This window comes from Psychrobacillus sp. FSL K6-1415 (assembly GCF_038003185.1).
GTDB lineage: Bacteria > Bacillota > Bacilli > Bacillales_A > Planococcaceae > Psychrobacillus > Psychrobacillus psychrodurans.
The window spans coordinates 1,302,484-1,324,218 of the sequence record NZ_JBBOOQ010000001.1; the positions used below are offsets into that span (position 1 = coordinate 1,302,484).

Annotated in this window: 26 protein-coding genes; 18 read left to right on the top strand and 8 right to left on the bottom strand. The window is 35.3% G+C overall.

The window, feature by feature from the left end; translation table 11 throughout:
* Position 1: 1 nt before the first annotated feature.
* From ctaF to MKY60_RS06000, 3 genes are all read left to right on the top strand, one after another.
* Complete coding sequence (gene ctaF, locus MKY60_RS05990) at positions 2-337, top strand: cytochrome c oxidase subunit IVB (RefSeq protein WP_090562936.1); 336 nt, start codon at positions 2-4, stop codon at positions 335-337.
* Positions 338-591: 254 nt separating this feature from the next.
* A complete protein-coding gene (gene ctaG, locus MKY60_RS05995) occupies positions 592-1,503 on the top strand; it encodes a cytochrome c oxidase assembly factor CtaG (protein ID WP_093494376.1) in 912 nt (303 codons plus the stop codon).
* A gap of 29 nt (positions 1,504-1,532) precedes the next feature.
* Positions 1,533-1,994: a DUF420 domain-containing protein gene (locus MKY60_RS06000; protein WP_090562930.1), complete on the top strand. Its 462-nt coding sequence runs from the start codon at positions 1,533-1,535 to the stop codon at positions 1,992-1,994.
* Positions 1,995-2,054: 60 nt separating this feature from the next.
* Here the strand turns inward: MKY60_RS06000 and ytvI are convergent, their stop codons facing one another.
* A complete protein-coding gene (ytvI, locus tag MKY60_RS06005) occupies positions 2,055-3,119 on the bottom strand; it encodes a sporulation integral membrane protein YtvI (protein ID WP_093494377.1) in 1,065 nt (354 codons plus the stop codon).
* A gap of 103 nt (positions 3,120-3,222) precedes the next feature.
* Entirely contained in the window at positions 3,223-3,588 is a 366-nt protein-coding gene (locus tag MKY60_RS06010) for a YugN family protein (protein WP_090562923.1), read from the bottom strand.
* A gap of 151 nt (positions 3,589-3,739) precedes the next feature.
* Between MKY60_RS06010 and MKY60_RS06015 the strand changes: the two genes are divergently transcribed.
* Complete coding sequence (locus MKY60_RS06015; RefSeq protein WP_340879330.1) at positions 3,740-4,828, top strand: CAP domain-containing protein; 1,089 nt, start codon at positions 3,740-3,742, stop codon at positions 4,826-4,828.
* Here the strand turns inward: MKY60_RS06015 and MKY60_RS06020 are convergent, their stop codons facing one another.
* Positions 4,829-5,560 (bottom strand): amino acid kinase family protein, encoded by a 732-nt coding sequence (locus MKY60_RS06020; RefSeq protein WP_269921375.1) that lies wholly within the window; start codon positions 5,558-5,560, stop codon positions 4,829-4,831.
* Positions 5,561-5,737: 177 nt separating this feature from the next.
* Between MKY60_RS06020 and MKY60_RS06025 the strand changes: the two genes are divergently transcribed.
* Positions 5,738-7,129, top strand: coding sequence for a UDP-N-acetylmuramoyl-L-alanyl-D-glutamate--2,6-diaminopimelate ligase (locus tag MKY60_RS06025; RefSeq protein WP_340929046.1), 1,392 nt, complete (start codon positions 5,738-5,740; stop codon positions 7,127-7,129).
* Here the strand turns inward: MKY60_RS06025 and MKY60_RS06030 are convergent.
* Entirely contained in the window at positions 7,078-7,575 is a 498-nt protein-coding gene (locus MKY60_RS06030; RefSeq protein WP_340929049.1) for a PaaI family thioesterase, read from the bottom strand. The two genes, MKY60_RS06025 and MKY60_RS06030, sit on opposite strands and share 52 nt — an antisense overlap.
* 83 nt (positions 7,576-7,658) lie before the next feature.
* On the opposite strand from MKY60_RS06030, the gene MKY60_RS06035 reads away from it, so the two are divergent.
* Positions 7,659-8,108: a YlbF family regulator gene (locus MKY60_RS06035; protein WP_093494382.1), complete on the top strand. Its 450-nt coding sequence runs from the start codon at positions 7,659-7,661 to the stop codon at positions 8,106-8,108.
* Between the two features lie 308 nt (positions 8,109-8,416).
* Here MKY60_RS06035 and MKY60_RS06040 read toward each other — a convergent pair whose 3' ends face one another.
* Positions 8,417-9,319 (bottom strand): glycerophosphodiester phosphodiesterase, encoded by a 903-nt coding sequence (locus MKY60_RS06040; protein WP_090562907.1) that lies wholly within the window; start codon positions 9,317-9,319, stop codon positions 8,417-8,419.
* A 193-nt stretch (positions 9,320-9,512) separates the two neighbouring features.
* On the opposite strand from MKY60_RS06040, the gene MKY60_RS06045 reads away from it, so the two are divergent.
* Positions 9,513-9,785, top strand: coding sequence for a YlbG family protein (locus MKY60_RS06045; RefSeq protein WP_090562904.1), 273 nt, complete (start codon positions 9,513-9,515; stop codon positions 9,783-9,785).
* A 6-nt stretch (positions 9,786-9,791) separates the two neighbouring features.
* Here the strand turns inward: MKY60_RS06045 and MKY60_RS06050 are convergent, their stop codons facing one another.
* A complete protein-coding gene (locus MKY60_RS06050) occupies positions 9,792-10,178 on the bottom strand; it encodes a DUF7147 family protein (RefSeq protein WP_340929051.1) in 387 nt (128 codons plus the stop codon).
* 53 nt (positions 10,179-10,231) lie between these two features.
* Between MKY60_RS06050 and MKY60_RS06055 the strand changes: the two genes are divergently transcribed.
* From MKY60_RS06055 to coaD, 3 genes are read left to right on the top strand one after another with little or no spacing between them, the layout of a single operon-like run.
* The gene (locus MKY60_RS06055) at positions 10,232-11,650 is read left to right on the top strand and encodes a hypothetical protein (protein ID WP_340929053.1); all 1,419 of its coding nucleotides are present in this window, start codon (positions 10,232-10,234) and stop codon (positions 11,648-11,650) included.
* A gap of 15 nt (positions 11,651-11,665) precedes the next feature.
* Entirely contained in the window at positions 11,666-12,232 is a 567-nt protein-coding gene (gene rsmD / locus MKY60_RS06060; RefSeq protein WP_340929054.1) for a 16S rRNA (guanine(966)-N(2))-methyltransferase RsmD, read from the top strand.
* A 1-nt stretch (position 12,233) separates the two neighbouring features.
* Positions 12,234-12,719, top strand: a complete 486-nt coding sequence (gene coaD, locus MKY60_RS06065; RefSeq protein ID WP_093494385.1) for a pantetheine-phosphate adenylyltransferase — start codon at positions 12,234-12,236, stop codon at positions 12,717-12,719.
* A 314-nt stretch (positions 12,720-13,033) separates the two neighbouring features.
* Here coaD and MKY60_RS06070 read toward each other — a convergent pair whose 3' ends face one another.
* Complete coding sequence (locus tag MKY60_RS06070) at positions 13,034-13,912, bottom strand: hypothetical protein (RefSeq protein ID WP_093494386.1); 879 nt, start codon at positions 13,910-13,912, stop codon at positions 13,034-13,036.
* Positions 13,913-14,008: 96 nt separating this feature from the next.
* On the opposite strand from MKY60_RS06070, the gene MKY60_RS06075 reads away from it, so the two are divergent.
* A complete protein-coding gene (locus tag MKY60_RS06075; RefSeq protein WP_093494387.1) occupies positions 14,009-15,058 on the top strand; it encodes a SepM family pheromone-processing serine protease in 1,050 nt (349 codons plus the stop codon).
* Position 15,059: 1 nt separating this feature from the next.
* Here MKY60_RS06075 and MKY60_RS06080 read toward each other — a convergent pair whose 3' ends face one another.
* Positions 15,060-16,277, bottom strand: coding sequence for a nucleotidyltransferase (locus MKY60_RS06080; protein WP_340929055.1), 1,218 nt, complete (start codon positions 16,275-16,277; stop codon positions 15,060-15,062).
* Positions 16,278-16,401: 124 nt separating this feature from the next.
* Here MKY60_RS06080 and MKY60_RS06085 point away from each other — a divergent pair, with 124 nt between their 5' ends.
* From MKY60_RS06085 to MKY60_RS06115, 7 genes are all read left to right on the top strand, one after another.
* Positions 16,402-16,941: a YceD family protein gene (locus tag MKY60_RS06085; protein ID WP_090562880.1), complete on the top strand. Its 540-nt coding sequence runs from the start codon at positions 16,402-16,404 to the stop codon at positions 16,939-16,941.
* 24 nt (positions 16,942-16,965) lie between these two features.
* The gene (rpmF, locus tag MKY60_RS06090) at positions 16,966-17,139 is read left to right on the top strand and encodes a 50S ribosomal protein L32 (RefSeq protein WP_090562877.1); all 174 of its coding nucleotides are present in this window, start codon (positions 16,966-16,968) and stop codon (positions 17,137-17,139) included.
* Between the two features lie 93 nt (positions 17,140-17,232).
* The gene (locus tag MKY60_RS06095; RefSeq protein WP_241596054.1) at positions 17,233-17,994 is read left to right on the top strand and encodes an enoyl-CoA hydratase/isomerase family protein; all 762 of its coding nucleotides are present in this window, start codon (positions 17,233-17,235) and stop codon (positions 17,992-17,994) included.
* 60 nt (positions 17,995-18,054) lie between these two features.
* Positions 18,055-18,456 (top strand): hypothetical protein, encoded by a 402-nt coding sequence (locus MKY60_RS06100; RefSeq protein WP_090562870.1) that lies wholly within the window; start codon positions 18,055-18,057, stop codon positions 18,454-18,456.
* Between the two features lie 127 nt (positions 18,457-18,583).
* Positions 18,584-19,945: an acetyl-CoA carboxylase biotin carboxylase subunit gene (locus MKY60_RS06105; RefSeq protein ID WP_340929058.1), complete on the top strand. Its 1,362-nt coding sequence runs from the start codon at positions 18,584-18,586 to the stop codon at positions 19,943-19,945.
* A complete protein-coding gene (locus MKY60_RS06110; RefSeq protein ID WP_090562863.1) occupies positions 19,942-20,154 on the top strand; it encodes an acetyl-CoA carboxylase biotin carboxyl carrier protein subunit in 213 nt (70 codons plus the stop codon). Before MKY60_RS06105 ends, MKY60_RS06110 begins: the two co-directional genes overlap by 4 nt.
* Positions 20,155-20,169: 15 nt before the next feature.
* Complete coding sequence (locus MKY60_RS06115; protein WP_093494391.1) at positions 20,170-21,711, top strand: acyl-CoA carboxylase subunit beta; 1,542 nt, start codon at positions 20,170-20,172, stop codon at positions 21,709-21,711.
* The last annotated feature ends 24 nt before the right edge of the window (positions 21,712-21,735 follow it).

The window sequence follows — 21,735 nt, forward strand, 5'->3', positions numbered from 1 at the left end:
TATGTCACACGACGCTCAAGTTTATGTGAGATCACAAACAGAATTTGAATATATTAAGCAAAAACGTAAAAAAGATATGCGTAACCAAGTTACAACTTTTGCGATTATGATATTCTTAACATTAATTGCTTTTACTACTGTAGCTGCTGGTTTTTCCGTATATTTAATAGTTCCAGTTATTTTATTGCTTGCTGCAATTCAAGTAGTATTACAATTGTACTACTTCATGCATATGAGTGAAAAAAATCATCAGGTAGCTGCATTTTTCTTGTACAGTGCTTGTTTGATAGCTTTCACTTTCATCTTAACTTTCCTTACAATTATTTGGTGGGGTTAAACAATTTAAAGCCGAGACAAAGTTAAATACTTTGTCTCGGCTTTTTTTTCGAATAAGGAAGTTTATAATCTTTTGACATACAACCTAGATTTGAAAAACTGGGAGGAAGAAATTATTAGTAATTGAGTTGTTTGCTAATTTTTTAAAGGTGAAGGATGTATCTTTAAATTCTAAATGTCATAGTTCGTTCATTGAAGTTATTGGGCTCGACCTATATAATAAAGGAAGTTACCTAAAAAGGAGCGTTGATTTCTATGCCTTTAAGTATATTTGGATTCCAAGCAATGTGGAGCCCAGTGATGATTGGAGTAATAGTATTTCTAACTATTTTATATTTTTTAATAACAGTCAAATGGAGAAATGACTTTAAAGTATCCGAGCCGTTGAAAATGAAAGAGGCTGTTTACTTTTTAGTAGGTATTGTACTTTTATATATTGTAAAGGGTTCTCCAGTGGATTTAATGGCACATATTATGTTCTCATTTCATATGGTCCAGATGGCACTTTTACTATTATTAATTCCGCCGCTTTTAATGAAAGGGATACCATGGTGGGTATGGAAAGTTGTCATAGAATTACCTGTGGTACGTAAGGTTTTTCCAGTTTTAACAAAGCCATTACTTTCACTAATTGTCTTCTCAGGGTTGTTCTCGTTTTACCATATTCCTTTGTTTTTCGATTATATCAAATTGGATGAAGGATTACATGGAACGTACACGTTTATTCTATTCCTGTCAGCACTTTTCATGTGGTGGTCGATCATAGAGATAAAAGGAATTACTGGACGTTTACACGGTTTGAAAAAGATAGGATTCATTATAGGAAGTGCAGTTTTAATAACTCCAGCATGTGCGCTGATTATATTCACTGGAACACCATTGTACGATACTTACACAAATTCGGAATCTTGGTTGAAAGCGATGGAGCTATGTGTTCCAGCAAGTACATTAGCGGGACTATCATTAAGTGGACCTGAATTATTTTCCAATATGACACCTATCGCAGATCAGCAATTGGGTGGTATTCTGATGAAAATTGTTCAAGAGATTATATATGCAGTATTCTTAATGTCCATTTTCTTCAAATGGTATAAAAATGAGCAGGACAACGCAGAAGAAATTACGCAAAAAGCTCTAGATGATTTAAAAGTACAGGCTAGACTATAGTCAATATAGTGATTTGAGGAGAATGATTGATGAATTTACCAGTTCTACCAACAATAAGTACATTTTTTATCGTGTTAAGTGCTATCTTAGTAGCAATTGGTTGGGCATTCATAAAACAAAAGAAAATTGAAGCCCACAAAAAAACGATGACTGCAGCCGCAATTTCAGCTTTAATATTTTTCATCATCTATGCATCACGAACTATTTTCATTGGTAATACAGCTTTTGGTGGACCAGCCGATATTAAAATTTACTATACAATCTTTTTAATATTTCATATTACATTAGCAACGACAGGTGCATTTTTTGGTTTGGTAACTCTATATCTAGGATATAAAAATAATATCCAAAAGCATCGTAAAATTGGACCAATCACAAGTGTGATATGGTTTTTAGTTGCAATAACAGGAGTTGCTGTCTACTTATTGCTATATGTATTTTATACAGGTGGAGAAACTACATCGGTTATCAAAGCAATAATAGGTGGATAAAAAGAAAAGCCAATACTCTATTGGAATCATTCCAAAAGAGTATAGGCTTTTTATAATCGTTTAAATTTTAAAATTTAGTTTAAGCATTCCAGATTCTTTAGCAGTAATAAAAATAATAACTACAAGTGGGCCTATCATAAACCCAATGAAACCAAATAGCTTTGCTCCTATAAACATGGCTATTAAAATTGCAAGGGGGGATATTCCCATCTGAGAACCCATTAACTTAGGTTCTATAGCTCTGCGTATCACTAGAAGCACAACTGCCAATATAGTTAACTTAGTTCCCAATACCATGTCACCTGTTAGATAATGATAAATAGCCCAAGGTGCTAATACAGCAATGGAACCCAATATCGGGATAATATCGATTATCCAAATAACAATAGCCATTATTAAAGCATATTTTGGCGTGATAATAAGTAATAGGCCAATGAATGATACCCCCAAAATAATAAAACTAGCTATAATTTGGGCTTTCATAAAACCAATAGCTACTTTCTTTATGTTAGAAAACATAAAACGTACTTTACCAGCTGTGTTATCTGATAAATAATGAAAAAATTTAAGCTGTAAATTCTGTAAATCTAACATAAATAAAAAAAGGGCAATAATAAACACTATAAAACTAACTAAAAAGTTCGGTATATTCGTTAAAAGTGTAGAAATATTATTGTAACTAAGTATATCTAGTAGGGCATCTCTCATACTTTCTAATGTAGCATCAAATTTACTTTGAATCGATACGACAACTTCTGTAGGGAGACCTTCTGTGTATTTAAATATGTTGTTTTGCATGTTAATCCATAATCCGGTCCAGTTATTAATATATGTAGGAATGGTCTGAGAGATGTGAATAAGCTGGCTAATTAGTTTGGTAATTACCAAGTATAATAGTCCGGAAATGACGATAATAAAAAGAACAAAGTTAGTTATGACAGCAGGTTTACGCTTCCATTTAAATGTTTTTTGAGTGAACTTTACGACAGGTTCCATAATGATAGCTGTAAGTAAAGCGAGTATAATTGGAATGGAAACAGGAAGGATAAATATTGTTAATAATAAGAGTATAAAGACAAGAACAATATATTTTATATATTCTTTTTTAAAAAAATTTAAGACCATTATACGCTCCTTTCTTGTCGTTTATTAACAGTATAGACAAGTTCCTAATTTTTGAACAGAAAAAACGCAAGAGAATTAAACTCTTGCGTTTTAGGATTTCCTATTAAGCATGAATTTCAAAAGCAGCTAACTCTGCTCTTACAGCAGCTAATGTTTGATCACAAGATTTTAGGAGATGCTTTGGGAAAACTTCATTTTCGCCATATTCAACACCATGTGGATAATAATGTTTTCCTATAACCGGTTTTAAAAGTGTAATATTTGCATCGTGTGCCCCTACATCACCATCTTTTGTGAAACCAAATACTCGAAGATAAAATGTACCTTCTTTTATAACATACTTTTTATCATAAGTAACACGTTCGTAATCCCATTGACCTGCACGAACTAAACCTTGCTTTTTCATAAGGTCATCTAATATATTTAGATCAATGACAGTGTTTTCTATACCAGTGTTTTCGAAATACATTGAATTGTCCTCCTTCACGTTCATATTCCAAATAGAATCTGTTCCTATTAATATTAATTCAAATTTGATAATGTTGCAATGGTAACATTGTGTCTTTCTAGTTAACCTTGGTATACTAGGAGAAATGGTGGAAGAGTTAGGAGAAGAAGTTATGATGAATAATCTAATACGTATTGTTATTGCTATAGCTATAGTACTAGTGATATTTATATATTTTGATAATCCTGTACATGAAAATGAGCTCATTACTGGCTCAAATAATACAGGGCAGGTAATTCCAAACTCTTCAACAGAAATGGTGGAAGTTGAGACCGCATTTACACGTCCCAAGGAAGGAGTTTCAACATTAGTAGGAGGTTCGACCCAAGCGGTTATTGAGTTATTAGGGAAACCTACTCGGACCGAACCATCAGCATTTGGATATGAGTGGTGGGTATACAATCAGTCTCTTAAAACTTATTTGTTAATTGGAGTAGAAGGAGATAAAGTAACCCAAGCCTTTGCTGCTGGAGATAACATAGAGGTCGCACCTTATAAAATTGGGCAAGACGTAGATGAAATTTATCGTTTTACGTTAGTGCAATCTGAAATTTCATTTTCTATAGATTCAAATACTTATACTTTTTCTCTTACGGAAGATGACATAGACAATAGAATATTAGTTCAGTTTGATAATTTATTTGCTATGCTATATATAGATTCGGAAAGTCGGCAGCTAGAAGCAGTTAGGTTTACAGACCCCAAAACTATTTTGCTGCATAAGCCTTATGATATTTTATATAACGGAATTATGGTAGAAACAAAAACTCCTGATTCCCTCTTTCAAGCTGCGATAGACCGCGCAAATGAGCGTCAGGTATTTGAACTTACAAATGTATATCGTTATCGTAATAACCTTCGATTACTAGTGTCTGATAATGAATTGCAAAATATTGCGATGGATAATAGTGAGGAAATGGCGAAAAATAATATTGTTGTCAATGAAAAGTTTGAAGTATCCAAGTTTAGTGATCAATTAAAAGAGTCATCAATTGAATTTTCTAGTGCCGCTGGAAATACAGCCGCTTTTTATTTTGATGCAGGAGAAGCCGTAAATGGTTGGATGAATTCTAATGATCATCGCGAGATCTTATTAGGTCAGGATTATACACATACTGGTATTGGGGTTTACGGTAGCTACTATACGCAAAACTTTATTGAACGAACTGCTGTAAATAATTCCAAGGATATTCTTCAATAATTAGTTAGAGACAAACGTTCCCTCGCTTTCCTGATACAAAGAGCGAATGTGCAAAGGGACTTGATGAAGAGCAGCAAATGTAGCTGCTCTTTTTTGTATGACTTCGACAGGTTCATCTATCTTCTCCTGAAGTTCCTCATAGGTCATAAAAGGTATCAGCTCCACATTTTTGCTTGTAGAAGGATCTGACGTCATGATACCAGGGACATCCTTGTAAAATTCAACTACGTCAGCACTTAAATAATATCCATAAACGACGGCGGTTAGATCACTCCCACCTCTTCCTAATGTAGTAAAATTGTGTGTACTTTCTGAGACACCTTGAAAACCTGGGACGATGACGCATTGAAAATTTTCAAATGCTTGATGTACAGAGCTCATGTCTACTTTCTTAATAAGGGCATTTCCATACGTTTCGTTCGTTATGATGCCGGCATTTTTGCCATATAGAAGGGTAGAAGATACTCCTTCAGTTTTTAGTTCTGTTGATAATACAGAACTTGAGATCAACTCACCACATGCAGAGAGCAAATCTGTTTCAATGCTATTGTCGTTGATAGGAAGCAAATCTAAAAGAGTATCAGTTGCATAGGGTTTCCCCCTTCTTCCCATTGCCGAAACAACGACAAGCACGTTTTGATGGGTATTGATAGCTTGCTGGATTCGTTGTATTACTAATTGTCTGTTCTGATGATTTTGCATGGCAATACCGCCAAATTTTTGAACAATCATAATCTCAACCACTCTATTCGTGACATTTCAAACACTCCGTTCATACGATACAGGGAATTCATTTTACTGTATGCGATTTTACAAGAATGGTGTAGGGAGTGTGTTACTATTTATCCGTTAAATGAACTTTTAAAAGGATTAACATATAGTGTAATTGGTGACTTTTCAATATGTCGGATGAGCAAGATTGTTAATTTCTCAAAGCAGATTAAAGAAGGCGATATATTTATTTGTGAACGAAATAGTCGTCGTATTATAGATGAAGCGATTCATCTGGGCGCAGTTGCAGTAATATCAGAAGTTTTTCTAGCAGACTGCTGCGTTCCTCAGATTATTATTCCTTCTGATATGGAACGATTTAAGCAGAGAATTTGCGAAAAAACCTATGAACTGTATGGGAAAAAAGTGAAGACAGTAGCGATTACAGGAACAAATGGTAAAACGACAGTCGCTTTTTTCATAGGTCAATTACTTATGCAACAAAGGAAATCGGTTTGTGTAATCGGGACATTAGGTGTGTTTATCAACGGAAAGCAGTTGAAACAAAATTTCCGCAATAATACAACGCTACCATTCTATGATTTTATACAAATTGTACATTATTGCTATGAGCATTCTGTCGAATTCATCATTTTAGAAGCATCTTCGCAAGGATTATTGGACAATCGCTTAGGGAGGTATCCGATAGACGTAGGAGTATTTTTGAATATTGGAAAAGATCATCTTGAATTCCATGGGGGAATGGTTCCGTATAAAAAGTCAAAAGAATTACTCGTACCACTATGTACCACATTAGTAGTAAATGCAGATGATGACTGGTGTAGAACAGTTGCTCAAAATTCTTTTTTACCTATAATAAGCTTCGGTGTCGATGCTCGTAATACTGTTACTTTTCAACAAAAAAACGACAATGAAGATGAAATAACGTATCAATTTTATGTGAAAAATGAAGAAATAGAAGTGAAAATGAAGAACAGTGGATTTTATAATGGGATGAATCTCGCCGCTGCACTTGCTTCTTTATGGGCTTTGAAGGTTCCACTTTATAATGTAAAACCTCTTATGCTTCCAAACGGAAGATTTCAGCATGTAGATAATAATAAAGGGATTAAAGTGCTAATCGACTACGCGCATACACCAGATGCTTTGGAAGCTTGCCTTTCAACTATTAATGCTTTTGCTAAAAATAATATATACGTTGTATTTGGATGTGGAGGAAATAGAGATAAGAAAAAACGAAACGAGATGGGAAAAGTAGCAACAACTTTTGCAACACAATCAATAATAACCTCCGATAATCCACGAGATGAAAACCCAACAGATATTATAAAAGAAATTGTAAGGGGATTGGATAAAAAGAAATATCATATAGAACCTGACCGAAAGCAGGCCATTATTTATGCACTACAATTAGCAAAAGAAGGAGATGTTGTATTAATAGCAGGAAAGGGACATGAACAAGAGCAAATTTTACATGACCTCGTAGTCCCTTTTTCTGATCGTGATGTAGTTAGTTCTTATTTTGAAGAAGTAGGAGGATTAATTACAAAAAATGATCCTGTAGCATAAGCAATTTTTCTTCCGTCAGGCTGTGTTACGGTGCATTCCATCACTATTGTTTGACGACCTTTATGTAAGTATTTAGCGGTTGCTATTAAGGTTTTTTCCGTTGAAGATTTAACATAGTGAATTGTCATATTCGTTGTTACTGCACCTTTTCCTTCTGGGTGTAAATCCTTGTTAATTAAAAATCCCATTGCATTATCAGAAAGTGTAGCGATAATACCGCCATGAGGCATATTAAAACTATTATATGTGATTGGAGTTATTGGCATTGTGACAATACATTGATCTTGCTCATACTGAGTATCCATTTGAAATACGGCATTTAAGTATGTAGGGGCCTGGTTTTGCTGCTTTTGTTGAATCGCATTTAGAAAATCATTTATTAAGCTTAGTTCTTGTTCAGATGACTGTTCTGCTACTTTTTCAAATAAATTTTGTAGTTTGTTCATTATTTTCTCCTAACAAAAAGTTAATAGTTTGGCATTTGTTTTTACTTTTCTGGTATGATTAACTCAGATTGGAGGTTAATCAAATGATTATGACTAACGAATGGGTCGATATAATGGACCAGTCGGATATATTATGTACTATGATTCTTTCCTCTGAGCAATTTTACCAATACTTAGATGCACATCGTGCTGTATATACAGATATATCTTTAGTAAGTGAGGTTAATAGCTTCACTAGACTAAAAGAGCAATACGAAGAGGTTCAACGTTTCGGGAAATACCATCCTGATTATTCGAAGGTTATGAAAGATATTCGTGTAACTAAACGAAAATTGGATATGGTAGATGCAGTGGCGCACTTGAAAGTCGCTGAGAACGAATTGCAGGACTTACTGGACGAAGTGAGTTTGTTAATTGGTAAATCTGTTTCAGAAGGCGTTAAGGTTCCTGTAAGTAATCCATTTTTCGCTTCCTCGGGCTCTAGCTGCGGAAGTGGATGCGGAACAGGCGGATCTTGTTCTTGTTCTGCCTAATGTATTTAGTAAAGTGTAGATGTGTGCAAAAAATGCACACATCTTTTTTTGAAAGAAATTATATAAAAATGCAGCGTGAACGCTGGGTATACAGAACTTTTAAGAATGAATAATACTACTGATTTACGTTTCAGGTGGACGCTTTCCGCGGGCGAGGGCGAGCCTCCTCGTTCTCTTTGCGACGAGCTTTGCGCAGAAGCAAGCGAAGCGGCTGAAGCCGTGCCCACGGAAAGCGTCCGCTCGGAGCGGAAATCAACGTTGCCTGTATTCTACTTATAATGCTGCTCTCGCTTCTTCTCATTTAGTTACTAATCTAGCTTCAGCACTTCCATCGCTAAATCTGGTCTGTCGGTAATTATTCCCTTTGCACCATTGCTGATTAGTTTTTTCATCATTTCTGGATCATCAATTGTCCAATAGTGAACTGGGATATTTAATGAATTTAAAAATTTTATAAAACCTGGATTATCCAGTGGGAATAAATTTGATCTTACTGGAATTTGAAAGACATCGGCCTTTGGATGATATAAATGTTTAAATTGACTCGTGTATGCTGTATACGCTTTTTTTACTTCCTTTTCGCTTGCACCTAGTGCAACCGAATTTTGTGCATATAAGTTAAAACGATCTAGTTGGTCATCATAAAAACTAGCGACCACGACACGATCTAATGCTTGATGCTCCTCTAAAAGTCTCCAAAGTTTGGAAGGCATTAAACTTCCTTCATAAGTTTGAGGAGCATCCTTCATATCCATGTTGATCAGCATCTGTGGATATGAATTTAGTAATTCCCCTAAGGTTATAATCTGTTCGCCACAGTTTTTAAAGGAAGGGGCTCCTTCAACATCCAAAAAGTGATGTCCAAGATCTGCTTCTTTTAATTCAGCTAATGTATAGTCGGATACTTTTCCAGCAAAGTTAGTTACTCTGTTTAGTTCTTCATCATGAAATACAATTATCTCTTCATCTTTTGTTAGTCTTATATCTATTTCAAAACCATGGACCCCAAGTTTAGCAGCTTGTTCGAATGCAGAAGGAGAACATTCTGGGGCAAGTGCTGATCCTCCGCGATGTGCCAATATAATAGGTTGTTCATATTCCAATGCTTTTTTAGGTGGTCGACTTTGCGGTTTGGAAAGTGCTTTAGTACTAGCCCAAGCTGCACCTGCTGCGGCTGCAAGTGCAAAAGCAACATTTGACTTTTTACCCATAAATCAATTCCTCCTTAGAGTGAAATGTATTTAATAAAAATATTACTTGTTTCTATGAATTATCCAGTATGAATTTCATTTACCAAGGGCATTTTCTTATTATATCCAAAGTACATAAAACTGTCAGCTAGTTGTTGTTGCTATCAAATTCCTCCATATGTTATTCTTGAGAGGAAGAAATGAGGGGAAAAGTATGACAGAAAGACAAGGACTAATTGTCTATGTGCATCATTTAAAACAAGCTAAATCCTTGCGGAAGTTTGGTCACGTTCATTATATTTCAAAAAGACAAAAATATGTCGTATTATATTGCGATCAAGATCAAATTGATGCTGCTAAGCAAAAGATGAACAAATTGCCTTATGTTAAGGAAATTTTAGAGTCATATAGACCATTTTTGAAAACTGAATTTGAAAATAGTAAACCAGATAAAGCGAAAGAATACGATTATAAAATCGGACTATAACTAAGCCTACTGTAACGGTGGTATTAAATGATTTAAACGTAAAACACCAATTATATACTGATAATATAAATTTACATCCACATAGATGGAAGAGTGTTTGATGTCGACTTTAATGGGTTCGATTGATAACTCAGCCAAAGCTTCCTTAAATGTAGTGAGTCGTTTTGATTCTTGTTGCGTTTCAACTATACCCTCTCGACATATATATATGGGAAAAAAGTTTGCAGTATTTACTGGTTTTAGAGCGATTGCGATAGAAAAGTATCTTATATTGTCTTTAGTTGAAGAAAAAATAAATGCTTGGTGTATACGATCTTTGTTTACTCTTGCAAGTTCACAGAGTTCGTAAATATCTCCATAACCTTCGCCTAGTTCTATAAAACGTTGAATCAATTGATAACACTTCCTTTCTTATATATCTTACCACTTTGTTGGAGGACAATTCTATGAAATTTGTTTTAAGTTTTTTATGTCTATTCCTTATTGTTTCTAATAGTGTTCTACTTTTGTTTCAATACGATGCATACTCATCCGAGTTAGAAGAGAATGGACAAGTATTTTTTTATGAGCAGGATGTGGAGATGAAATTAAAGAATGACAAGATTGTTATTAAACAACATTTTAACAATCTCCCAAAGGAAGAAGTTGCTTTATCGTGGCCGATTATAAGCGAGAATAGAAGCTGTGATTTAGATACAAGTGATAGTTGTAACCGTTTGTCCGAAGATATGACTACATTTAAAGTAGGGGAAAACTCTAAGCAGAGTATTTCTTATGAAATTCCCTTAGTGGAAGGGTTAAAGGATGGACAAATGATCCAAAACTTCCTAGTTAAACTAGAAACAGGGGATGTCTCGCTCACATCACTTGATATTACCGATGAGTTGAAAAGAGGTGGTATGTGGGTATCTGGATTGCCTTTAATCGGTACAACCTCATTGGAACTGATTGATTATACACTTTCTTTTGGTGCGGGTGATGTGCAAGAATTATATTGGCAGCAGGAGGTATTACCTGTTCAATATGAAGATGATTACTTCACAGTTTATGCTTCCAACACTTTACCAGATGAAGTCACTGACATAATAGGGGAGTTAGATTCAACTAATGATGAGCATTTAGCAATATTATTTGAGGAAAATAAAAATAATATTGATGCCACTCGAATTGCATTTATACAACAAGGAGATATAGCTTCTATACAACAAGAGCTTATCATCAAGAATATACAAGCTCAATACGGTTTAGCTCAAGATAATCAGCTGATTGCAGAGGTTTTAAGTAACTTTTTGCTTGAAATACCTGTCGGTTCAGCGAAGTCCATTTGGATGTATGAAACGATAAATAACTATCTAACATCCGATCAACGAGCAGAATTTCAAACAGCTTTGTTAAATAATAAAAATACAACAGCAGCAGAATTTGATAAAATATTGACAGATATTATCGATTTAAAGACTTCTTTTTTTGTAATGAATGAACAATCAGGGGCAGAAAATTTCCCATTACTATTTGAAGATCCTAGACCTGTATATATAAATGAGCAACAGCAAGAAGAGATGAAAGTTCTATTCAAGGATGGCAAGGTTTTATACGCTGCAGAACAATTGTTAACTTCTTTGGGTTATACTCTTAACGACACGGACAAAGGCTTATATGTTCAAAATGCAACTAGAGCATTTCGTTTTCCGATTAAAGAACCATTCTATGTATTAAATAATAAAAGATATGATGCGTTATCGGAACCATTTGAGGTTATTGCATCACAATTATATATTGAAGAAGCGTGGATGATACGTTTGTTTTTATTGAATATTGAAAAACAAGATAAACGTATTAGTATTACACAATCCGCACTATTTTAGGATTGGAGTTTAGAGATGAGAGTTATATCAGGTGTGAATAAAGGGCTGCCATTAAAAGCGGTCCCTGGGATGAATACAAGACCTACAACAGATAAAGTAAAAGAGTCCTTATTTAATATGATTGGTCCATACTTTGACGGTGGTATAGCTGTTGACTTATTTGCCGGTAGTGGTAATTTAGGGATTGAATCCTTGAGCAGAGGTATCGATAAATGTATCTTTATCGAAAAAGACCCAAAAGCTATACAAACCATTAAAGAAAATTTGATGAAGTGTCGTCTAGAGGATTCAGGTGAAATTTTTAAAGCAGATGCCATAAGAGCAGTGAGAGCTTTAGAGAAAAGAGAACTTAAAATTGACCTATTATTTGTAGATCCTCCATATAACAAAGTAATGTATTATGAATTAGTTCAAACACTAGTAGACAAAGGATGTATGAGTGAAACTGCAATTATTGTTTGTGAACATGAGAAAAATGTCGTTCTTGAAAAATCCTACGGTGACTTTGAATTAGTGAAAAAAGAGATTTACGGTGGAACGGTTATCTCTATTTATCGTTACCTTAAAGAGGAGGGGAATTAAATTGGGGAAAATAGCTGTAGTACCAGGAACATTTGATCCGATTACTAATGGTCATTTAGATATTATTAATCGTGGGGCATCCGTGTTTGGAGAAGTTTTTGTAGTTGTTTTGAATAACTCTTCTAAAAATCCGCTTTTCTCAGTAGAGGAGAGAATGCAATTAATCATAGATGCTACTTCACATTTACCAAATGTCAAAGTTCAAACATTTTCCGGATTATTGATAGATTACGCTGAAAGTGTGAATGCGAGCGCTATTATTCGTGGCTTACGTGCGGTCTCTGATTTTGAGTATGAAATGCAAATTACTTCTATGAATCGTGTTCTAAATGATAAAATCGAAACATTTTTTATTATGACTAAAAATCAGTATTCTTTCCTTAGCTCAAGTATAGTGAAAGAAGTGGCAAGGTACGGCGGTAAAATAGATGAACTTGTGCCATCTCATGTCGAAGAAGCTTTAAAAGTAAAATACAATACATATTAAAAACTAGAGAACCTTGCTATTATGCAAGGTTCTTTTTTGAAGATAAGTATAAAAAAATGTAGCATAATCATCGGGTTCTTGATATTTAAACAAATGAATAACCGCTATTATTTCTGCTTCAGACGGACGCTAAAAGCCTTAAGATTACCGAAAGAAAGAGAGTCTAGTAGTGACATAAATCACGATCAGAATTTCCAAAAAATTATCAGTAATAATATAGCGAGGAGTCTGTTCAAAGCACTTCGGAAACGTTAGCAACTAAAGTTAGGACATCAATTTTGCCCGGTTATATTATTTTTGTAACAAAGGAAGAATCACAAAAAGAAAAACAATATCGGAATGATAAGAATATGTAGAAAGCGGAACAGAACATATTTGCGAATCGGGATACTTGCTTTTTGTGCAAGCACAATTATTTGCATATGAATACTAATTCCGCTAAATGCAATAATAATAGCTACTACAAATGGTAAAAACGTGGAGCCCGATAACATTTCCCCTGCTAAGCTAATCCCGCCGGTCATTTCAAAGAGAGAAGCAATAAAAACAAGTAGAATAGGTGAAATATTAGGTAGAATTTCTTTGACGGATTCAAACACTATAAAACTTACTGTAGTAAAAAATATAACAGTAGTTCCGATGAGCAATAATATTTGATAGGTCTCTTTAATACTCTCCTGGAATGGCGACTCAGAAGACTTTTGAACATGTGAATTTTCATGGATAGGAGGAGATAAAAAGATAAATACTAGTAAAAAGATTAAGTTCACCGCATGAATTATAAGTAAGAGTTTAATTCCCGCAATTTCAGCATGGAAGATTTCAATCCCTACAAAGCCTATTACAAACATTGGACTAGGAGCATGGGATATTGCGATTAACCAACTAGCATTACTCTTATTAAGCGTACCCAGTTCCTTCAATGAAGTAATAACTGCAGCACCACTCGGAAAACCGCCTATAGCACTTAATAAATAGATATTAAAATACAATTTAAATTTATTTGTGGTGTTTAAAAATGAGTTTTGAGAACGTATAAATAGCTGTGTTATTACTAAGTAAGGCAGTAAGTAAGGTAGTAGAGCAGTTGTGAAAATTCTCATACCTTCAACTGCACCTTTGTGTGCAACACCAGGCTGCAAAAATAAAAGGATTATAAGTGCCCAACTTCCAATTGTAATCAGTCTATGCATGTATAATTCATCCTTTGTTCACATATATTTTGTCAGAAAAAAATGGAAGTGATAAACTAATATTCAAATGTGTTTTAGAAAGAGAGGGATATTTTGATGAAGAAGAGAAATCCTATAATCCTTCTTTTCATAGTAGTGATAGTTTTAGCATTAGGTTTCTATCCATTAGAATCTTATATTTCTAGACCGGGTGGTGCATACGAATTAGATCCGTTTGTAGAAGTTGATGGTGGTGATCAAGATGACGAAGGTACATTGAGTCTCCTAACGATTGCTCTAGCAAAAGCTACACCGCTAACATACGCATATGCTAAAATTACAGATAGTCAAAAAATTTACAAAGCAAATGAAATTCGTCAAGAAGATGAAGACGAAAAAGAATATAATGTTCGTCAATTAAAGCTTATGTCAAATTCTCAATTTAATGCTATTTCAGTTGCATTTGACCGTGCGAATAAGCCTTATACTGTATCAAATAACGGAATATTTATTTTTAATGTAGTGGATGAAGGTGCAGCTGATGGAGTATTAGAGGCTGGTGATAAAATTTTGCAAATGGATGATATCGATGATTTAACAGAAGAGTCTATAAGAGCCTATCTAGCTGAGAAAGCAGAAGGGGATGTTATTCGTTTAAAGGTTGAGCGTGATGGGGAACAGGTGGATAAAGAAGTTTCTCTCAAATCAATTCCCGGAGTGCTTGAAAAGCCAGGTATCGGAATTAGTTACACTGCGGACAAAAAAGTTGAAACGACTCCAGGTGTACATATTAACTCTGAAGATATTGGAGGACCATCAGCTGGTCTCATGTTTACTTTAGAGATCCTGAATCAGTTATTACCAGAAGATATTACAAAGGGATATAAGATAGCAGGAACAGGAGAAATGGGACCAGATGGAACAGTTGGTAGAATCGGAGGGATAGACTTAAAAGTAATAGCTGCGGACAATAAAGACATTGAAATAATGTTTGCTCCTGATGATGATATTAATCCTATTGTTTTGGAAAATAATCCTGGTCTAACATCTAATTATGAGGAAGCACTAAAATCTGCAAGAAAAATAGGTACGAATATGAAAATCGTACCTGTGAAAACTATTGATGATGCTCTTGCTTACTTAGAACAATTAGAGCCCAAAAAATAATCTATTCTTGAATAATAGGGGCATTTCGAAAATCACTGCCAACCATGCTTTGACCAAACGAAGACTGTAATCCTAAGTAATAAAGGTCTGCAGCTTTAATATCTAATTGCAACTGTTTATCATTTTTACTTGCGGCTACTCTACTAATTAGAGGGAGCTGCAATTCTTTTTTTATGCTTTGTAAATACGCTTGCCCCTTTTTATTCATTGCTAGAGGTCTTATATATGTGGGTAAATCAATGTCACGTAATTGGTCCCAGGTAAAGTCGGTATAAATATGTGTTAACATTCGTTGAATCCTTGTCCATGTAAAGCGCTTAGATTTTATTTGTTGCATAAAAGATTCAAAGTTAGTGTGTGTCTTAGCAGCTTTCCAAATAGCGTTTTCCATACCCTCGGTAATCTCTGCAATTTGTGCCAACTTTTCCTTCGATGAGCGAAGTATAAGTATTCGTAGTGTCGGATAAAATATTTCCCAGCTACCAAAAGAAAAGTAGGTACTTTCCCAATCCTTCAGTCCTTCTAAGCTAGGACTAGGCATGAAAGCATTTACCTCAGAGATTTTCTGCCCTTCGAATAGTAATTTGCGAATACCAGTTGCACTGGCTATAGTTTCGTTATTATTAGCATCATCATGAAAATTTGCGACAACACGTTGAATAGTCTCAGGTTTAATATTACTGTTTAAAAGGTTTGCAGCCTGGACGTAATGGTATCCTAAAATATTATTTGGTTTAGATAGATCTACTAAACGGTCCGTAGAGGCTTTAGAAATGTCATTGTACGCTTCATTTAATGCTTTAGGATAACTGATACCTTTTTTTATATAATTTGCAATGGCTGTATTATATTCGTCTTTTTTGGTTGATAATAGACTGTAGGTTTGTTGAAATGCTTCTAATGAACCTTCTTCACTACCGAAACAAAAGGAACTACACTTTAAAGCATCTAATAAGAAAATAGAACCTTTCGCAAAATCACTCGCCTGCGCTGTAGCAAATGCATAAGGAAGTTCAATTACTAAGTCAACACCTGAAGCAATGGCCATTTTTGAACGAGTCCATTTGTCAACTAGGGCTGGTTCCCCGCGCTGAAGAAAGTTACCAGACATGACGGCAATGACGATATCGTTATTCGTTTTTATACGAGTTTGCTGTAGGTGATGCAAATGACCGTTATGAAATGGATTATATTCTACAATAATTCCAGTTGCTTTCATCTTTAAATCAAATCCTTTCCTTAATGCCAGTATAATGTTAAACTAATGTAGTGACAAGAAATTATCTTGACATCTAAAATCAGTCATTATATAATCAACTTTGTTGTCTTGAGGTGATAATCGTATGAAATGGGCAATTCATCAGCTATCTAAATATCGTGAGAACGGACTAACTTTAGATGAATTCGTGGAACTCGAAAACGTGAAGAAGCGGAACCAGGACGTTCGAAGGATTTCACCCGTTCACGTAAAAGGGCACTGTACATTTGGTGCAGCGCAAATGACTTGTCACTTTCAGCTTTCAGGGACTCTAATTTTACCATGTGCACGCACTTGGGAAGATGTAGAATATCCATTTGAGATTGAATCTGATGAAATCTTCAACTGGTCTGAGACAGCACTCGCTTCTGCAAGAGCATATGATAACTTTCATGTTGTAGAAGGCGATGTTATTGATGTAGATCCAGTTCTAGAAGAATTAATTCTTTTAGAAATTCCAATGCAAGTGTATAAAGAAGGTGCAGACCAATTTAGACATGAGGGTGGAAATGGTTGGAGTTATGCAACAGACGAAGAACTCAAAGAAGTGCAGGAAGATGAACAACCAAAAGTAGATCCAAGACTTGCTGATTTAGCTAAGTATTTTGATCAAACAGACGAATAATAGATCTGTAAGGAGGTGCCACCTATGGCAGTACCAGCTAGAAGAACTTCTAAAACTGTAAAAAGAAAGCGTCGTACACATTTTAAATTATCCGTACCTGGTATGGTTGCTTGTTCAAATTGTGGTGAAATGAAATTGGCTCACCGTATTTGTAAATCTTGCGGTCAATACAAAGGGAAAGAAGTATTGAGCAAATAATTCAGTATTTGTTCCTTAAAAGACTACCAAAGAGACCATGGCTCTTCGGTAGTCTTTTTCTCTATTCACATTTTTTAAAAGGGGTGCGAGTAAATGGCTTATACGTTAGTAAAAAGAGAAGGAATAATTATTTTAGAAATAAATAGACCTGGTATACATAATGCGATAAACATGGAAGTCTTAGAGGGGTTTAAAGAGTTAGTACTTACAGTAAAAAATGAAAGTTCTATTAAATTAGCAGTAATAACAGGAGCAGGGGATAAGTCTTTTTGTTCCGGTGGCGATTTAACTGTTCTACATAAGTTGAAAACAGAGCGAGAGTCGTATGAAATGTTAAGTGACGCAGCGACTATTTTATATGATGTTGCTACGCTACCAATCCCTACTTTAGCGTTAGTTAACGGCACCGCAGTAGGTGGAGGTTGTGAGATTGCAACTTTATGCGATTATCGTTTAGTAAAGAAAGGCGCAAAATGTGGGTTCATTCAAGGTCAATTGGCGATTACTTCTGGTTGGGGCGGAGGAACCTATTTATGGGAAAAAGGGTTGCGACTAGATCATACACTCCAAATGCTAACAGAATCGATTCCTTATGTATCTGACCAACTCCAAGCGATTGGCTGGGCAACGGAAGTTTTCGAAGGAAATAAATACGATGCCCTAGAAACATTTATACAAAAAATGATTGTGCCACATGAATCTGTATTAAAAGCATACAAAATGCAATTAATTCGAAAATGGCAACAGACTAAATTATTCGAACGAATTATAGAAGAGGTTAGAACTTGTTCCGTTCTATGGGAGCAAGAAGCGCATCATCAAGCAGTCGATTCATTTTTATCTAAAAAGAAATAATATGAGAGTCTATTTGTACCCACTTTGCATATATTAATAAAAAAGCAAAGGGTGATCTAGATGAATGTAAAATTGAGAAAAGATAGTTGGACTGAAGAAGAAGATAATCTTTTAAAAGAAATAATTTTGAACAAAATTAATCAAGGCCACACGCAAATTTCTGGTTTTCAGGAAGCCAGTGTATTACTAGGAAGATCAAAGCAGGCGTGTGCATTCCGATGGAACAAGAATCTACGCCCTCAAATTATTAAAAAAGAACATAAAACAACAACCTCGTATTCTACTAGAGAAATAGCAGATTCCTCATCGCTTCAAAACCATTTGCAATTGGCAATGGAAAGTTATGATGAAATGAAGCATTCTTACGATGAAATTTCAAGTGCATATAATTTGTTGAAAAATGATTATGAACAGTTATTAAACTGGGTTAAACAAGGTATTACTCATATCGAACGCAAGTAAAAGAAGCCTTTTTATAAGGCTTCTTTTATTGTATAAAATACAATAATGAAGAATATAGTTGAAATCGCTTTCACCATTCGTATAGACTAATATAGATGGGGAAATGTCAAACGAAGGGGGAAATAAGATGAAGAAAGTGTTAATTGCAAATAGGGGAGAAATAGCTAGACGAATTATTAAAACATGTAAAAGATTAAATATTGAAACTGTGGCAATCTATTCGGAAGCTGACAAAGATTTACCTTACGCAAAAGAGGCTGATTTTGCTTTTTTAATAGGTCCAAATCAAGTTCAACAATCATACTTAAAAGTAGATGATATTATTGCACTTGCAAAAAGGGAAAAAGTTGATGCGATTCATCCGGGATACGGGTTTTTATCGGAGAATGCTGAGTTTGCCCGTAAAGCAGAGGCAGAAGGTATTATTTTTATTGGTCCAAAACCAGAAACAATGGAAAAAATGGGAGATAAAATTGGTTCAAGAATTACGATGATTAATGCGAATGTTCCAGTTGTTCCGGGAACGGAAGAAGGACTTGCTTCTGTAGAAGATGCAATAGTAGCGGCTGCTTCGATTGGGTATCCGATTATGCTTAAAGCGAGTGCTGGCGGTGGCGGTATAGGAATGATTCGATGTGATGATGAAGCGACGCTTGTTAAAAATTTTGAATCTATTAAAACACGAGCAAAATCTTATTTTGGCAGCGATGTAGTTTTTCTTGAAAAATTTATTGATTCATCTAGACATATTGAAGTACAAATTTTTGGGGACACTCATGGAAATATTGTTCATTTATTTGAACGAAATTGTTCTGTTCAACGTAGAAACCAAAAAGTTATGGAAGAGGCACCTTCTCCCAATTTCCCTCAGGAAGCTAGGGAGAAATTATGGGAGGCAGCTGTGAATGCAGCGAAAGCTGTAAACTATATTAATGCTGGGACTGTTGAATTTATAGTAGATCATAATCATCAGTTCTATTTCTTAGAGATGAATACTAGATTACAGGTAGAGCATCCGATTACGGAAGCTATCACGGGGTTCGATTTAGTAGAATGGCAGCTAAAGGTTGCTGCTGGAGAAGAACTACCTGTGAAAGATCAATCTTCGATAAAATCTAATGGACATGCAATAGAATTTAGAATATATGCGGAGGACCCAAAAACTTTTTTCCCATCACCTGGAACTATCACTGCACAAAGTTTTGAAACAGATGAGAAAATTCGAATAGATGCAGGTTACGCAGAAGGTGATAAAGTCACGCCGTTCTACGATCCGATGATTTCTAAAATAATTGTTCATGCAGAAAATAGAAAATTAGCGATAGAGTCTGCACAAAAAGTATTTTCTTCTGCTAAAATAGAAGGTGTGAAAACAAATATTCCACTATTCCATCAGTTTTTGGAAGATGAGAGTTTTATAAGTGGTGAGTATTCAACATCTGTTTTAGGGGAATGGATGAACAAACAAAGGGAGGAAGTTTCAAAATGAAAAATTTAGAATCGACAATGGCGGGAACAGTATTTACAGTAAATGTAGCAGTTGGGGAAGAAGTATCAGCTGGACAGGTAGTAATGGTGTTGGAATCGATGAAAATGGAGATTCCAATAGAAGCGGAAACAGCGGGTAAAATTGCAACAATCAATGCCGGAGAAGGCGACTTCGTAAATGAAGGCGATGTTTTAGTAACGTTTGAATAAAGGGGGTTTTAAACCGTGGGAGAATCAAAGGGGTATAATGATAGATTAGAAGAAAAACTAGCATCAGTCTATTCTGGTGGACATGAAAAGTATCATGAAAAAATGAAAGAGCAAAATAAATTATTTGTACGTGATCGTTTAGCATTACTTTTCGATAATGGGGAATATATCGAAGATGGCCGCTTTGCGAATGTAGAGGCAGGGGATTTGCCAGCAGATGGGGTTGTAACTGCAACTGGTAAAGTGAATGGACAAACTGTTTGCGTTATGGCAAATGATTCCACTGTAAAAGCTGGATCATGGGGATCACGTACAGTTGAAAAAATTATTCGCATCCAAGAAATAGCAGAAAAAAATAGAGTGCCAATGCTGTACCTAGTAGACTCAGCTGGTGCTCGTATTACGGATCAGCTGGATATGTTTCCAAATCGCCGGGGAGCAGGGAGGATATTTCATAACCAAGTAAGACTTTCTGGCTTTATACCACAAATTTGTCTATTGTTTGGTCCTTCTGCTGCTGGAGGAGCATATATACCCGCTTTTTGTGATATTGTCTTTATGGTTGAAGGTAATGCTTCCATGTATTTAGGTTCACCTCGAATGGCCGAAAAGGTTATTGGTGAAAAGGTAACACTGGAAGAAATGGGCGGAGCTCGTATGCACTGTACAGTCAGTGGTGTAGGGGATGTACTTGTTTCTACAGAGGAAGAGGCAATTATCGAGGCTAAACGCTACTTAAGCTTCTTCCCGTCGAACTATACAGAAAAACCTAAACAAGTGGAAGCAAAGGCTATTAAAGAAGGAAGAACACTAGAAGAAATCATTCCAGAAAATCAAAATGCACCATTTGATATGTATGAAGCAATAGATGCGATTATTGATGATGGAACTTTCTTTGATGTGAAAAAGCTGTTCGCTCCTGAGCTAATTACTGGATTAGCACGAATAGATGGTAGAGCAGTAGGTATTATTGCCAATCAACCAAAAGCTAAAGGTGGAGTACTCTTTGTTGATTCTGCCGATAAAGCAACGAAATTTATCTCACTTTGTGATGCATTTTCCATTCCACTATTATTCCTAGCTGACGTTCCTGGATTTATGATTGGAACGAAAGTAGAACGTGCAGGTATTATTAGACATGGGGCGAAGCTGATTGCAGCAATGAGTTCTGCAACAGTTCCGAAAATATCTGTTATTGTGCGTAAAGCATATGGAGCGGGTTTATATGCAATGGCTGGTCCGGCATTTGAGCCAGATGTGTGTATTGCTTTACCTACAGCGCAAATTGCTGTAATGGGTCCAGAAGCGGCAGTAAATGCTGTATATTCAAACAAAATTGAAGCAATCGAAGATCCAAAGGAACGTTTAAAATTTGTTCAAGAAAAGCATGCGGAATATAAAGAGGAAATTGATATTTATAAGCTTGCCTCTGAAATGATTATCGATGAGATTGTTGCACCAAGTGCTTTACGTTCGGAACTTGCAAATCGTTTGCGCTTCTATGAAGGCAAACAAATAGTAAATGCACCTCGAAAACATCCGGTGCTTCCTGTATAATATTATTAATGCTAAGGTCTACCT